This is a genomic window from Aeromonas sp. YN13HZO-058, from assembly GCF_001921245.1.
GTDB lineage: Bacteria > Pseudomonadota > Gammaproteobacteria > Enterobacterales > Aeromonadaceae > Aeromonas > Aeromonas allosaccharophila.
This window is the reverse complement of record NZ_MQSY01000061.1, coordinates 41066-54795: the sequence shown is the minus strand read 5'-3', so window position 1 is coordinate 54795 and position 13730 is coordinate 41066. Positions and strand designations below refer to the sequence as shown.

At 60.5% G+C, this 13730-nt stretch carries 11 protein-coding genes; 6 read left to right on the top strand and 5 right to left on the bottom strand.

What is annotated here, in order from left to right:
• Window positions 1-225: 225 nt before the first annotated feature.
• Window positions 226-1569, top strand: coding sequence for a magnesium transporter (gene mgtE, locus BSP75_RS15855; RefSeq protein WP_058053728.1), 1344 nt, complete (start codon window positions 226-228; stop codon window positions 1567-1569).
• A 60-nt stretch (window positions 1570-1629) separates the two neighbouring features.
• On the opposite strand, the gene ppx is transcribed toward mgtE, so the two are convergent.
• From ppx to BSP75_RS15840, 3 genes are all read right to left on the bottom strand, one after another.
• Window positions 1630-3120 carry an exopolyphosphatase gene (gene ppx / locus BSP75_RS15850; RefSeq protein WP_075113832.1) on the bottom strand — a complete coding sequence of 497 codons (1491 nt, stop codon included), beginning with the start codon at window positions 3118-3120 and terminating at the stop codon, window positions 1630-1632.
• On the bottom strand, window positions 3110-5179 hold the full coding sequence (gene ppk1 / locus BSP75_RS15845) for a polyphosphate kinase 1 (protein WP_075113831.1): 2070 nt from the start codon (window positions 5177-5179) through the stop codon (window positions 3110-3112). The genes ppx and ppk1 overlap by 11 nt, the downstream gene beginning before the upstream one ends.
• Window positions 5180-5253: 74 nt before the next feature.
• The gene (locus BSP75_RS15840; protein ID WP_033138700.1) at window positions 5254-5769 is read right to left on the bottom strand and encodes an ACT domain-containing protein; all 516 of its coding nucleotides are present in this window, start codon (window positions 5767-5769) and stop codon (window positions 5254-5256) included.
• 197 nt (window positions 5770-5966) lie between these two features.
• Between BSP75_RS15840 and BSP75_RS15835 the strand changes: the two genes are divergently transcribed.
• From BSP75_RS15835 to BSP75_RS15815, 5 genes are all read left to right on the top strand, one after another.
• The gene (locus BSP75_RS15835) at window positions 5967-6845 is read left to right on the top strand and encodes a DUF2726 domain-containing protein (RefSeq protein ID WP_075113830.1); all 879 of its coding nucleotides are present in this window, start codon (window positions 5967-5969) and stop codon (window positions 6843-6845) included.
• A gap of 267 nt (window positions 6846-7112) precedes the next feature.
• Window positions 7113-8534 (top strand): sigma-54 dependent transcriptional regulator, encoded by a 1422-nt coding sequence (locus tag BSP75_RS15830; protein WP_042057396.1) that lies wholly within the window; start codon window positions 7113-7115, stop codon window positions 8532-8534.
• 106 nt (window positions 8535-8640) lie between these two features.
• Entirely contained in the window at window positions 8641-9675 is a 1035-nt protein-coding gene (locus tag BSP75_RS15825; protein WP_075113829.1) for an ATP-binding protein, read from the top strand.
• Window positions 9672-11015: a sigma-54 dependent transcriptional regulator gene (locus tag BSP75_RS15820; protein WP_058053733.1), complete on the top strand. Its 1344-nt coding sequence runs from the start codon at window positions 9672-9674 to the stop codon at window positions 11013-11015. Before BSP75_RS15825 ends, BSP75_RS15820 begins: the two co-directional genes overlap by 4 nt.
• 141 nt (window positions 11016-11156) lie before the next feature.
• A complete protein-coding gene (locus BSP75_RS15815) occupies window positions 11157-11918 on the top strand; it encodes a Nif3-like dinuclear metal center hexameric protein (protein ID WP_075113828.1) in 762 nt (253 codons plus the stop codon).
• 115 nt (window positions 11919-12033) lie between these two features.
• On the opposite strand, the gene purN is transcribed toward BSP75_RS15815, so the two are convergent.
• Together purN and purM are read right to left on the bottom strand one after the other, a co-directional pair.
• The gene (gene purN / locus BSP75_RS15810) at window positions 12034-12672 is read right to left on the bottom strand and encodes a phosphoribosylglycinamide formyltransferase (protein ID WP_058053735.1); all 639 of its coding nucleotides are present in this window, start codon (window positions 12670-12672) and stop codon (window positions 12034-12036) included.
• Window positions 12669-13706: a phosphoribosylformylglycinamidine cyclo-ligase gene (gene purM, locus BSP75_RS15805; RefSeq protein ID WP_042057390.1), complete on the bottom strand. Its 1038-nt coding sequence runs from the start codon at window positions 13704-13706 to the stop codon at window positions 12669-12671. The genes purN and purM overlap by 4 nt, the downstream gene beginning before the upstream one ends.
• Between the last annotated feature and the right edge of the window lie 24 nt (window positions 13707-13730).

Below are 13730 nucleotides of genomic sequence, written 5' to 3'. Positions count from 1 at the left end.
GGTGACTCATGCTGAACCTTATCCCTGATGCCAAGTGGGACTCATGATCTCACATCAGGGACTTGTTCGCACCTTCCCTAAAGCTGGTACGTGGGGATGATGACACGCCGAACGGCGTCATTTCCTGCCTATTACTCGTCAATCAAATTGCTGTTTTCTTATCGTTGCATCCGGCCATTTCCGGAGGCGTTCAGGCTTGCCTGAAATCACATGAGGATATCTGTGATGAAGAAAACACATACCATTCTTAACCGTCACCAACTGCTCGATCTGGCTGCCCTGCAGGGCTGGCTGGAGTCCAATCTGGATCCGGTTCAGCGCGCCGATCAACTGCTGACCCTGCGGCCAGAAGAGCTCAACTGTGTCTTTGATACGCTACCTGCCCCGCAAGGTGCAGAGCTGCTTGGCTCACTCTCTGCCGAGAGTGCCGGTCGCCTGTTGCAGCGGCTGCATGGCAGCATTGTCAGCGTGTTGCAGGAGGCCATTCCCCGTCGCGAGATGGTGGCCATCCTGCGCAAATTGAGCCGTCAGGATCGCACCATGTTGCTGGCCCGTTTCCCGACCCAGGCTCAGGCCATGTACTACTCTCTGCTGGATTGGCCCACCGAATCGGTGGGGGCCAACATGCGCCACGAATATCTGGCGGTGCGGGAGGAGGACACGGTCGGTCACGCCAAACAGCTGATCCACGATGCCTGGGACAATGCCCAGCTGTTTCGCCACATCTATGTGGTCAACGGGGATGGCCGTCTGCAAGGGAGCCTCTCTCTCAAGACCCTGCTGATCGCCGACCCGCTGGCTAGCGTGGCAAGCCTGATGGATCGGGAGACAGTGCGGATCAACGCCCGGGCGGATCAGGAGCTGGCAGCGCGCCTGCTGATTGACCGCGACTTGTCGGTATTGCCGGTCGAGGATCAGGGACGACTGGTCGGTATTTTCCATGTCGACGATGCGGCTGATATCTTGGAGCTCGAATCCACCGAGGATGCCGAGATGCAGGGTGGCTCATCGCCGCTCGATACCCCTTACCTGCAGGCGACGCCCTGGCAGCTATGGCGCAAGCGGGTGGGCTGGCTGCTGATCCTGTTTGTGGCGGAAGCCTATACCGGCACCGTGCTGCGGGCCTTTGAGGAGCAGCTGGAGGCGGCCATCGCGCTGGCGTTCTTTATCCCCTTGCTGATCGGTACCGGTGGTAACAGTGGCACCCAGATCACCACCACCATAGTACGAGCCATGGCGGTCGGAGAGGTGAGTCTGCGCAATCTCGGCACCGTGCTGAAAAAGGAGCTCTCCACCGGTCTGCTTATCTCTGCGGCCATTGCGGTTGCGGCCTGGATCCGGGCATGGAGTCTCGGCGTCGGCCCCCAGATCGGTATGGTGGTGACCTTTACCATCATCGCCATCGTGCTCTGGAGTGCCACGGTCGCGTCCATTATTCCCATGGTGCTGCGCCGTTTCCGCATCGATCCGGCGGTGGTCTCTGCGCCGTTCATCGCGACGCTGGTAGATGGTACCGGCCTTATCATCTACTTCGAGATGGCCAAGTGGTTGTTGCCCGAGTTGCAGTAACGGGCAGATTGATATGCAAAAGGCAGCCAGTGGGCTGCCTTTTGCATTTATCTTTCCGGTTTAGCCGAGCTGGAACAACAGTGGCCAGCCCTGCTCCTGGCAATAACGATGCTCCTTCTCCAGATTCTGCATCAAGAGACGGTTATCCTCGCACCAGTCGATCGGCAGGGTCACGACCAGCTGATCGCCTTGCACTGCGACTTTCCACTCTGGCAGCAGGTTATCCTGGCGCTTGTGGTGAGCGGCCACCGCGAGGCGCAGAATACGGATGCAGCGCAGCACCGTTTGCAGGTCGTGGTTGGGCAGGGGCGGCAGCTCGGAGAGCTTGAGCCCCTTGCGCTGAAAGCGTACCAGCGCGGCCAGCAGGGCCTGATCGTCCTGATTGAAGCCGGGCAGGTCGGTGTGTTGCAGGATGTAGGCGGAGTGGCGATGGATGCCGCTGTAGTTGATGGCAAGGCCAATTTCGTGCAGCCGCGCCGCCCAGCCGAGGATGGCGCGATAGGGCTCTATTTCCATCTGCCACGGCTCTTGCAAGGCATCGAACAGGGTCAATACGGTCTGCTCTACCCGGGCAGCTTGTTTGCGGTCCATCCGGTAGTGGGTGCCGAGCGCCTGTGCGGTACGCTCGCGGATATCGTGGTGCTGCAAGCGCTCCTCGAACTCGTAGAGCAGCCCTTCACGCAGGGCGCCGTCAGAGTAGTCCAGTCGCTCGATAGGCAGCGAGGTAAAAAGTCCGAGCAGGATGGCGACCGCGGCGGCAAACACCTCCAGGCGCTCTTCGGTGAGCCCCGCCAGCTTGAGGTTATCGACCCGCTTGCGTTCGATCATGACGGCCTTGAGATGTTCCAAGCCCTCGAGGGTGATGCAGCCATCGGTCCAGCCCTCGCCCTGCAATACGTCGCGCACGGTACGAATGGATCCGGAGCTGCCAAGGCAGCTCTGCCAGCCCAGCTTGCGATACTGGTTGATGATGGGGGCGAGCTGGTGCTGCGCCTCCAGCACCGCATTGCTGAAGTTTTTCTCGCTCAGCTTGCCGCTGGCAAAGAAGCTCTGGGTAAAGCTGACACACCCCATCTTGCGGCTGGTGAGGGCCTTGTGATCAAACCCCTCGCCGATGATGAGTTCTGTGCTGCCGCCGCCGATATCCACTACCAGCACCTGACCCTCGATATGCTGGGTATGGGCGACCCCCTGATAGATGAGGCGCGCCTCCTCCTGCCCGCTGATGATCTCGATGGGGTGGTTGAGCACCTTGGCCGCTTCGCTGACGAATTCGCGGGCATTGCTGGCGCGGCGCAATGTGTAGGTGCCAGCGATGCGGATCTGATCCGGCTTGATATTGGTGAGCCGCTCGGCAAACAGCGACAGACAGGCGAGGCCGCGTTCCATCGCCTCCGGGCTCATGCGTTTCTGCTCATCCATCCCCTCGGCCAGACGCACGCGCTCCTTGATGCGATCGACGATGCGAAAACGTCCTTCGCTCAGGTGGGCGATCACCATGTGAAAACTGTTGGAGCCGAGATCCACGGCGGCATAGAGACTATTGTCCATTGTTTGACTCGATACGTTTGAGATAGTCGTAAATCGCCACCTGAGAGCGGATCTTGCGGCGGTTGCCCCGCTTCACATATTCGTTCTGCTGGTCGGCATCAATGACCCGCGCCTTGCAGGTATCACTCAGTTGTAGTTCGAGAATGTCCATGATGCGCTGCTTGAGCCGCTCGTCATAAATGGGGGTGCCCACCTCGATCCGGCCGTCGATATTGCGGCTCATCCAGTCGGCGCTGGAGATATAGAGCTGGGGGTTGCCCTTGTTGTGGAACACCATCACCCGCGGATGTTCAAGGAAGCGGTCGATGATGCTGATCACCTTGATGTTGTCACTGAGGCCTGGTACGCCCGGACGCAGGGCGCACATGCCACGGATGATCATCTGGATTGGCACCCCCGCCTGACCGGCGGCATAGAGGCGGTTGATGAGATCCTTGTCCACCAGATTGTTGATCTTGAGGATGATGCCGCTCGGCTGGCCCGCCTTGGCGTTGGATAGCTCGTTATCGATGAGACGATAGAGCTGACGGCGGCTGTTGATGGGGGAGACCAGCAGGTGGTTGAACTTGTAGCGCCGATACGGATATTCGATGTATTCGAACACCCCCTCTACTTCGGCGGTGATATCCGGATTGCGGGTCAGCAGCGAGAAGTCGGTGTAGATCTTGGCGGTCTTCTCGTTGAAGTTGCCGGTGCCGATGTGGGCGTAGCGCACCGCCTCACCCTGCTCGTGGCGGGTGATGAGGCAGAGCTTGGAGTGGATCTTGAGGCTCGGCACCCCGAACACCACCTTGACGCCGGCATCGGTCAGGATGTTGGCCCAGTCGATGTTGGCCGCCTCGTCGAAGCGGGCGCGCAGCTCCACCACCACGGTCACCTTCTTGCCGTTGTTGGCGGCGTCGATGAGGGAGTGGATGATGCGCGACTTCTTGGCCACCCGATAGATGTTGATGCGAATGGCGCTGACCGCCGGATCGAACGCCGCCTGGCGCACCAGCTCGGTGAAGTGGTGGAACTTGTGGTACGGGTAATAGAGCAGAATATCCTGCTTGGTGATGGCGTCGAAGGCGTTGACGAAGCCGTCAAAATCGCGGCAATCCAGCGCCGGCAGCTTGGGGTTTTCCAGATAGTCACGGCCCACGTTGGGGAAGCCGATGAAATCCTTGAAGTTGTGGTAGCGCCCGCCCGGCATGATGGCGTCGTAGCTGCTGATCTGCAGCTTGAGTTTGAGGAAGCTTATCATGGCGGCGGGCATCTCCCGCTCGTAGACGAAGCGCACCGGCATGGCGGTGAGACGCTGCTTCAAGCCGTCACTCATCTTGTCCAGCAGACTCAAGTCCAGCTGGTCGGAGAGCCCGTATTCGGCATCCCGGGTCAGCTTAACCGCATAGGCGGCAATCTCGTCGTAGTCGAAGAAGCCCTTGAAGATCTCGTCGAGACAGAAGCGGATGACGTTATCCAGAATGATGATCTGCTTCTTGCGGCGGGTTCCTTCCGGCGGCAGCTGGAAGAAGCGGGGCAGGTCATCGGTCGGCACTTCCACCAGGGCATACTGGATCACCTGACCGTTCTTCTTCATCTCGACGGCCAGATAGGTGTACTCATCCTTGAGGAACTTGACCGGATTGACCTCCTTGTTGAGCAGGATCGGGATGATGTGGCGCAGCACCTTCTCCTTGAAGAAGACCCGCAGCCACTTCTGGATCGCCTCGGAAAGCTGGTTCTCGTTGACCAGGAAAATGTTGTGGCGGGCCAGCGCAATCAACAACTCCTTGTAGGTGTTGTCGAACGCCTCACCGAGCGCCATCACTTTCTGCTGGATGGCGCGCAGCAGCACCTTGGCTTCATCATCGCCGCCATGTACTTCGTTGATCAGAATGCGGCGCTTGACGTCCGACACCCGCACCTTGAAAAACTCATCCTGGTTGGAAGAGAAGATCCCCAGAAAACGGACCCGCTCGATGAGGGGCACCGTCTTGTCCATTGCCTCTTGCAACACCCGTTCATTGAATGAGAGCCAGCTCAGCTCTTTCTCTTCATACAGCTTGTCGGTGCTCATGTTGTGCCTCTGTTTCAGGTCGCGTCTGCGCGGCAGTTATGGCGTTAATATATGACAAATAAATGACAAGATGGTTACTGCTCGCTGAACGCCTCGTCGATGTCGACCACCAGATCGTCGGAGAGGGATTCCAGCGCGGTGATCAGGTCATCCATGGCGAGCCCGTCGGGCAGGGCTACCAGCGCGTGAGCATAGAAGAGCGGGGCGCCGGAGTGGGGGGCCGGTTCACAGCCGGTGGTGAGATCGGCCACGTTGATCTCGAGTTGGCGCAGGATGCTGGCCACTTCGTGTACGATGCCGGGGCGGTCGTTGCCGGTCACCGTCATCATCACCTGATGAGCCGGTTCGGCGGTGGGTGTCCCTTCGGCAAAGCTGATGGTCAGACCCGGCAGCAGGGCCAGCGCTTCGCACAGGCTGCGATAGTGCTCATCGGGCACTGAGACATGGAGGATACCGGCAAACTGGCCCGCCAGTTCGCTCATGGCACTGCCCAGCCAGTTGCCCTGCTCGCGGCTGATGACGGCCGCCAGACTCTCGACGATCCCGGGTTTGTCTGCACCGATCACGGTGACCACCAATTGCTTTTGCATCCTGCTCTCCTTGAAATTGGAACTCTGGCTCGATCCCCATTGTGCCTGCTGTGGCTGGTCATATGAACCCCCGCCTGCGGGCAAATAGATAAAAAGACGGGACTTTTACACTTTCCATACGCTTGTCTGCTGCCTTGCGCCGTGGCGGCTGTGGTAAAGTGGTTCCCCTTTCGTGTTGTGAACTGGATCGTGCTCTCATGAATACCCTTGTCGTATCGGGATTGCTGTTGCTGGCGCTGCTTGTGCTGGCGATCTTCTGGAGCAGAGGCAGACAGCAAAAGCGCCTGCCCTATGACGTGCAGGAGACCCTGTTCAGCCCCGCCGAGCGATCGTTTCTCGGAGTGCTGGATCTGGCGGTGGGTGACAAGGCCCGGGTCTTTGCCAAGGTGCGGGTGGCCGATGTGCTGACGCCGCAGGCCGGGATCGGCAAAAGCAAATGGCAGCAGCACTTCAACAAGATCAGTGCCAAGCATTTCGACTATCTGCTTTGCCACCCCGCGGACCTCTCCTTTATCTGTGCCATCGAGCTTGATGACAGCTCTCACCGTCACCAGAAGCGCAAGGCGCGGGATCTCTTTCTGAAAACCGCCTGCGACAGCGCCGGTCTGCCGTTGCTGCAGATCCCGGCAAGTGCCAGCTATCTGGTGGAAGAGCTGCGCGAACAGATCCTGCCGCTGCTGGTCAAAACCAGCGAACCGCTGGTAGAGGATCTGCCGCACGGGGCGCGTCGCGAGCCGACGTTCAACCCTCTGCTGCTGGACGGCGTGGATGTCGGTGCCGGGATGCGTGGCCGTACTGCCCATGCCGAGGCCATCTCGCCCGCGTCGTTCCACGAGCCCGCCATCCACTCCAGGGGGATGGTGGAGATGCCACAGAGTGAGGGTGAGCTGGTCGATGGCCTGTTCGCCGACGTGGAGGATGACGAGGAGCATGAGGTACACCACTGCCCCCGCTGCGATGCGCCGCTAGTGGAGCGGGAGGCGAAAAAAGGCCCCCACGCCGGTCGCCTCTTCCTGGCCTGCAGCCGTTTTCCCGAGTGTCGTTACGCGGCGCCGCACCACCATAATCACCACTGAGTGCTACTCACCGTGTCGCATGCTGCCCTCTGACGAGGGCAGTTTTCTTTGTGCGATGGGCGGTGTTTATGGGCGGCGCAGCATGCAGAAAATTCCTCGGCAAAATTTATCTAATCTCCCGTTTCTGTCGATACACTTAGCCTGAATACGACAATTTTTGACAATGTGTCGGAATTTTGGCACTTTGTGCCGGTCATGACATCGCCCTGCCGCGTTTTATGACCCAATAAAACAATAAGTTAGATCAGGACATCGCGAGGAATGGATATGGTGGAGATGGGCGTGTTGATTGTTGATGCCGATGCGCAGCGGCGCCAGCAGTTGGGAACCGTGCTCTCGTTTATGGGGATCCCGTGGCAAGAGGTAGCGCAAAGCGATCTGGATGTGGCCATCGAATCCTCCGGTCCGCTGCAAGGGGTGCTGGTGGGTGAACTGACCGACCGTCCCTTGTCAGAGCTGCTTGCCGCCTTCCCCCGCACGCCATTCCTCTCGCTGGTTGAGGCCGATCTGCCCAACAGCAACTTCATCGGGGTCGCGCTCTCGCCCTTTACCTATGAATCCCTCACCCGTCATTTGCACTTCTGTCAGGCGTTTGTCTCCTTGCATCCCCGTCAGCAGACCCATGACAAGGGCCAGGCGTTGCTGCGCTTGCTGGTGGGCAAGGGGAAGGGGATCCAGGAGGTGCGTCGGCTCATCAGCCAGGTGGCCGAGACCGATGCCAACGTGCTGATCCTCGGCGAGTCCGGCACCGGTAAAGAGGTGGTGGCTCGCGCTATCCACGAACTCTCTTCCCGCAGCAGTGGCCCCTTCGTGCCCATCAACTGTGGCGCTATTCCCGCCGAGCTGCTGGAGAGCGAACTGTTCGGTCACGAGAAGGGGGCGTTTACCGGCGCCATCGCGGCTCGTCGCGGTCGCTTCGAGCTGGCGCAGGGGGGCACCCTGTTCCTCGACGAGATCGGCGACATGCCAATGCCGATGCAGGTCAAACTGCTGCGGGTGCTGCAGGAGCGGCTGTTCGACCGGGTCGGTGGCGGCAAACCCATTCAGGCCGATGTGCGCATCATCGCGGCTACTCACCGGGATCTGGAGGCGATGATCCGCACCCAGGGTTTCCGTGAAGATCTCTACTACCGCCTCAACGTATTCCCGATTGAGACGCCGCCGCTGCGAGATCGCATCGACGACATTCCGTTGCTGCTGCAGGAGCTGCTCAACCGCCATGCCGAGCAGCACCACGGCTTTATCCGGTTGACCCAGCGGGCGCTGGAGTCGCTGATGCAGTACCCCTGGCCCGGCAACGTGCGCGAGCTCTCCAACCTGCTGGAGCGGCTGTTGATCCTCTACCCGCACCAGATCGTCGATGTGGCCGATCTGCCGAGCCGTTATCGCCTGTTGCCGAGCGAGCCGCGTGATGAGCGGCTGACCGAGATGGATGAGCGGGATGCGCTGGCTGCGGTGTTTCAGGAGCCGCCCGAGCTGGATCACTCCCTCGCCTCGGCCCGCACCATGCAGTTGCCGGAGGAGGGGGTCAACCTCAAAGAGATGCTGGCCGACCTCGAAGTGGAGTTGATCCGTCAGGCACTGGAGTCGCAGGACGGGGTGGTGGCCCGCGCCGCCGATCTGCTCGGCATGCGCCGTACCACTTTGGTGGAGAAGATGAAAAAGTACGGGATGAGCAAGGACGTCTAAGGGTCAAAGCCTTGACGCCAACATGCAATCTATTGTTTTAATTAATATATTTTAGTGGCATGGAAATTGAATAACCTGACCCAATAGCCAGTTTGAGGTCAGGTTTATGACAATCCAGCAGCAGGACATGCCACTCCAGTCCCACGAAGTGAGCCAGCTCTATGCCATCTTCAAGGCGCTCCCCACCGGGGTGTTGCTGCTTGACGGGGCAGGGGTGGTCACCCGCGCGAATCCGGCGGCTATCTCCCTGCTGGGGGAGCCACTGGAAGGGGAGCTCTGGCGCTACATCATTGCCCGCTGCTTTGAGCCGCGCGAGGATGATGGCCACGAAATCTCCCTGCGCGACGGGCGCCGGGTCCAGCTCTCGACCCAGCCGCTGCCGGATCAACCCGGCCAGCTGGTCTTTATCAACGACCTGACCGAAACCCGTAAACTGCAAGACCGCATCAACCATATGAAGCGGCTGTCGGCGCTCGGCAATATGGCGGCCTCGCTCGCCCACCAGATCCGCACTCCGCTCTCCGCCGCCATGCTCTATGCCGCCAATCTGGCCAACCGTACCCTCAAACCGGAATCCCGCACTCAGTTTCAGCAAAAGCTGATGGCCCGTTTGCAGGATCTGGAGAAGCAGATCAACGACATCCTGCTGTTTGCCCGCAACGGTGACAATCAGGTGGTCACCCCCATCTCGGTACAAGGGCTGCTGGCCGAAGTGCAGGCTGGTGCCGAGGCCTTCTGCCAGCAGCAGGGCTGCGAGCTGCACATGGAGGCGCCGGAGCCCGATCTCTGTCTGCTGGCTAACAGCAGTGCGCTGGCGGGTGCCATCAACAACCTGATTGCCAATGCCCAGCAGGCCGGAGCCACCTCGCTGCTGGTCAGCGCGGTGCGCAGTGGTGCCCGGGTGGAGATGCGGGTCATCGATAATGGCAAGGGGATCCCTTCCCATCAGCTTGGTCAGGTATTCGAACCCTTCTTTACCACTCGCGCCCAGGGCACTGGCCTGGGGCTAGCGGTGGTGCAATCTGTAGTGCGTGCCCATCAGGGGGAGGTCGGTGTGGCCTCGGTTCCCGGTGAGGGCACCTGCTTTACTCTGTCGTTCCCCCTGCATCAGCAACCGGTGCAGCTTGGAGGTGTAGCATGACACAGGCCAGAATACTGGTAGTTGAAGATGACAACGGCCTGCGCGAAGCGCTGGTGGATACCCTTTTGCTCGGCGGTTATGAGTGCCGTGAAGCGGACAGCGGCGAGCGGGCTCTGCTGGCCCTCTCCCGTCAGCCGTTTGACATGGTGATCTCCGATATCCAGATGGGGGGGATGGACGGTCTCACCCTGCTGGCCACCATCCGCCAGCAATATCCGCAGATACCAGTGCTGCTGATGACCGCCTACGCCAACATCGACGGCGCGGTGCGCGCCATGCGCGAAGGGGCCATCGACTATCTGGCCAAGCCGTTCTCGCCGGAGGTGCTGCTCAATCAGGTTAGCCGCTACGTGCCCGCCCAGAAGGTGGAGAAGCGCGCCGTGGTCTACGGGGATCCCAAAACCGCCGAGCTGTTCCAGCTGGCGACCCGGGTGGCCAGAAGCGAAGCGACCGTGATGGTGACCGGCCCGAGCGGGACCGGTAAAGAGGTGCTGGCCCGTTACATTCACGACAACTCCAGCCGCGCCGAGCAGCCTTTCGTCGCCATCAACTGTGCCGCCATTCCGGAAAACATGCTGGAGGCGACCCTGTTTGGCTACGAGAAGGGGGCTTTCACCGGTGCGGTGCAGGGGTGCCCGGGCAAGTTCGAGCAGGCGCAGGGGGGCACCCTGCTGCTTGACGAGATCACCGAGATGGATCAGGGGTTGCAAGCCAAATTGCTGCGGGTGTTGCAGGAGAAAGAGGTGGAGCGGCTCGGCAGTCGCAAGATGATCCCGCTGGATGTGCGGGTGATCGCCACCAGCAACCGGGATTTGAAAAAAGCGGTGCAGGATGGCCTGTTCCGCGAAGATCTCTACTATCGCCTCAATGTATTCCCGCTGCGCTGGTCAGCCCTGTGCGAGCGGCCTGGCGACATTCTGCCGCTGGCGGAACACTTGCTGGCGCTTCATGCCAGTCAGCAAGGGTTGCCGACACCACAGTTGACGGACGCCTCGCGGGAGCGGCTGCTGGCTCATCCCTGGCCCGGCAACGTGCGGGAGCTGGACAACGTGGTACAGCGCGCCCTGATCCTAAGCCCCGACGGGGTCATTGACTGTGATCACCTCATTCTGGAGGAGCTGGACGAGCAGGAGATGGAGTTTGTCAGCGTGGATCGCAGCTATGGCGGCGACCGGCTCGGCAGTGAGCTCAAGCAGCAGGAGCATCAGATTATCCTCGATACCCTGCAAGATTGTAACGGCAGCCGCAAGGCGGTGGCCGACCGGCTCGGCATCAGTCCGCGTACCCTGCGCTACAAGCTGGCTCAGATGCGGGAGGCGGGGATCGACCTGCCAGCCTGAGGCCGGGAGGGAAACCGCACTGTGTGGGGGCTGTCATGGTCTTGACGGCCCGGCTCGATTATCATGGGGCCCTTGGCGCTTTGAGCCTGGGCCCTGTTTTTATTGGTAAAGCAGGGGACCGAGCCTTAATAAGGGACCCCTATGATCTCTCATCGAAAACTCGAAACCGTACTGAACCATCTGCTCGAACCGCATGCCATCAAGGATTACTGCCCCAACGGCTTGCAAGTGGAGGGGCGCGAGCGTATTCGCAAGGTTGTGACCGGTGTCACCGCCAGTCAGGCGCTGATCGACGCGGCGGTGGCTGCCGAAGCCGATGCCATCCTGGTCCATCACGGCTACTTCTGGAGCGGTGAACCGGCCCAGATCACCGGCATGAAGCAGCGTCGTCTCAAGACCCTGCTGACTCACGATATCAACCTGTTTGCCTATCATTTGCCGCTGGATGTTCACCCCGAGGTGGGCAACAACGCCCAGCTTGCCAAGCTGCTGGATATCAAGGTTCGCCGTGGTCTGGAGCCGTGGAACAGCAAGAGTGTCGCCATGGTGGGCAAGCTGGAGCAGCCGATGAGCGGAGCCGACTTTGCCAAGCTGATTGCCGAGCGCCTTGGCCGCGAGCCGCTGCACTGCGGCGATACCGGCCCCGAGCTTATCCGTTCCGTGGCCTGGTGCACCGGCGGCGGTCAGAGCTACATCAATCTGGCGGCGGAGCAGGGCATCGATGCCTTTATCTCCGGTGAAGCCTCCGAGCAGACCATTCACACCGCCCGCGAGATGGGGATGCACTTCTACGCCGCCGGCCACCACGCCACCGAGCGTTATGGCATCAAGGCGCTGGGAGAGTGGCTGGCGACAGTGCACGGGCTGGAGGTGACCTTTATCGATATCGACAATCCGGTCTAGGGTCGCTTGGCCGCGTAACGTAATCGGATCTGACCGCTGCCATCGTGCAGATAGGTAGAAATGACAAGGGAGGCCTAAGCCTCCCTTGTTGTATCTGACATGCAGTCGTTAGCGGTTACTCGCAGGCGTAACCGGCGGGGCCCAGCAGGGCTCCATCGAGTTGCACGGCACCATCAACCATCTGCAGCCGGCCTTCGCAGAACCAGCGTACCACCAGCGGATAGATGCTGTGCTCCTGCGCCTGTACCCGTGCCGCTACCTCATCAGCATCATCCCCTTCGAAGATGGGCACGCGAGCCTGCAAGATCACCGGGCCACCGTCCAGCTCTTCGGTGACGAAGTGGACGCTGGCACCGTGCTCACGCTCCCCATCATCGATAGCACGCTGGTGAGTGTGCAAGCCCTGATACTTGGGCAGCAAGGAGGGGTGGATATTGATCATCCGCCCGGCGAAGTGGCGCACCAGATCGCCGCTCAATATCCGCATAAATCCGGCCAGCACCACCAGATCCGGCTGATAGTCTGCCATCAGCGCCAGCAGGGCTGCGTCATACTCCTCCCGGCTGGCAAACTGCTGCTGGGCCAGAATGGAGGTCGCCACCCCCGCCTCTTTGGCGCGAACCAGACCATAGGCATCGGCCTTGTTGCTGATGACGCCGACCACTTCACCGGCAATCTTGCCGCTGGCGCAGTGGTCGAGGATCGCCTGCAGGTTACTGCCGCTGCCGGAGATTAGGACGAGGATCCGCATCATTTGATGACGACCTGCTCCTCACCGTCGGCTGCCTTGGCGATATGACCGATGTGCCATGCGTTCTCGCCTTGTGCCTTGAGCAGGGTCAGCGCCTTCTCCAGCTGGTTGGCGGGCAGGGCGATGATCATGCCGACACCGCAGTTGAAGGTGCGATACATCTCGTGACGGGTGACGTTGCCAGCCTGCTGCAGCCAGCTGAACACTGCCGGCCACTGCCAGCTCTGCTCATCGATCACTGCTTGGGTGTTGGCGGGCAGGACGCGGGGGATGTTCTCCCAGAAGCCGCCGCCGGTGATGTGGGAGAGGGCGTGGATCTCGCACTCTTTGATCAGCTTGAGTACCGGCTTGACGTAGATGCGGGTCGGCTCCAGCAGGGCGTTGGCCAGAGTGGTGTCACCCAGCGGCTGATGTACGTCGGCCTTGGAGACTTCCAGGATCTTGCGCACCAGCGAGAAGCCGTTGGAGTGGGGGCCGCTGGCGGCCAGCGCGATCAATGCATCCCCTTCACCGACCTTGCTGCCGTCGATAATTTCGCTCTTCTCTACCACACCGACGCAGAAACCGGCGATGTCGTAGTCTTCCCCTTCATACATACCCGGCATCTCGGCGGTCTCGCCGCCGACCAGGGCACAGCCTGACTGCTCGCAACCGGCACCGATCCCGGTGACCACGGCGGCCGCGGTATCGACGTCCAGCTTGCCAGTGGCATAGTAGTCGAGGAAGAACAGCGGCTCGGCGCCCTGTACGATCAGATCGTTGACACACATGGCCACCAGATCGATACCCACGGTGTCGTGCTTCTTCAGGTCGATGGCCAGCCGCAGCTTGGTGCCCACACCATCGGTACCGGAGACCAGTACCGGCTCCTTGTAGCCCGCAGGGATTTGACACAAGGCCCCAAAGCCGCCAAGACCACCAAGGACTTCAGGACGACGAGTGCGCTTTGACACGCCCTTGATACGTTCAACCAGTGCATTGCCGGCATCGATATCTACGCCAGCATCCTTGTAGCTCAGTGAGGTTTTGTCAGTCACGCGTATTCCCCGTCATGTAAAGAA

Bases quoted from the DNA above. Each gene is read 5' to 3' on its own strand.
- mgtE (WP_058053728.1), top strand. From the start codon at position 226: ATGAAGAAAACACATACCATTCTTAACCGTCACCAACTGCTCGATCTG.
- ppx (WP_075113832.1), bottom strand. From the start codon at position 3,120: ATGGACAATAGTCTCTATGCCGCCGTGGATCTCGGCTCCAACAGTTTT.
- ppk1 (WP_075113831.1), bottom strand. From the start codon at position 5,179: ATGAGCACCGACAAGCTGTATGAAGAGAAAGAGCTGAGCTGGCTCTCA.
- BSP75_RS15840 (WP_033138700.1), bottom strand. From the start codon at position 5,769: ATGCAAAAGCAATTGGTGGTCACCGTGATCGGTGCAGACAAACCCGGG.
- BSP75_RS15835 (WP_075113830.1), top strand. From the start codon at position 5,967: ATGAATACCCTTGTCGTATCGGGATTGCTGTTGCTGGCGCTGCTTGTG.
- BSP75_RS15830 (WP_042057396.1), top strand. From the start codon at position 7,113: ATGGTGGAGATGGGCGTGTTGATTGTTGATGCCGATGCGCAGCGGCGC.
- BSP75_RS15825 (WP_075113829.1), top strand. From the start codon at position 8,641: ATGACAATCCAGCAGCAGGACATGCCACTCCAGTCCCACGAAGTGAGC.
- BSP75_RS15820 (WP_058053733.1), top strand. From the start codon at position 9,672: ATGACACAGGCCAGAATACTGGTAGTTGAAGATGACAACGGCCTGCGC.
- BSP75_RS15815 (WP_075113828.1), top strand. From the start codon at position 11,157: ATGATCTCTCATCGAAAACTCGAAACCGTACTGAACCATCTGCTCGAA.
- purN (WP_058053735.1), bottom strand. From the start codon at position 12,672: ATGATGCGGATCCTCGTCCTAATCTCCGGCAGCGGCAGTAACCTGCAG.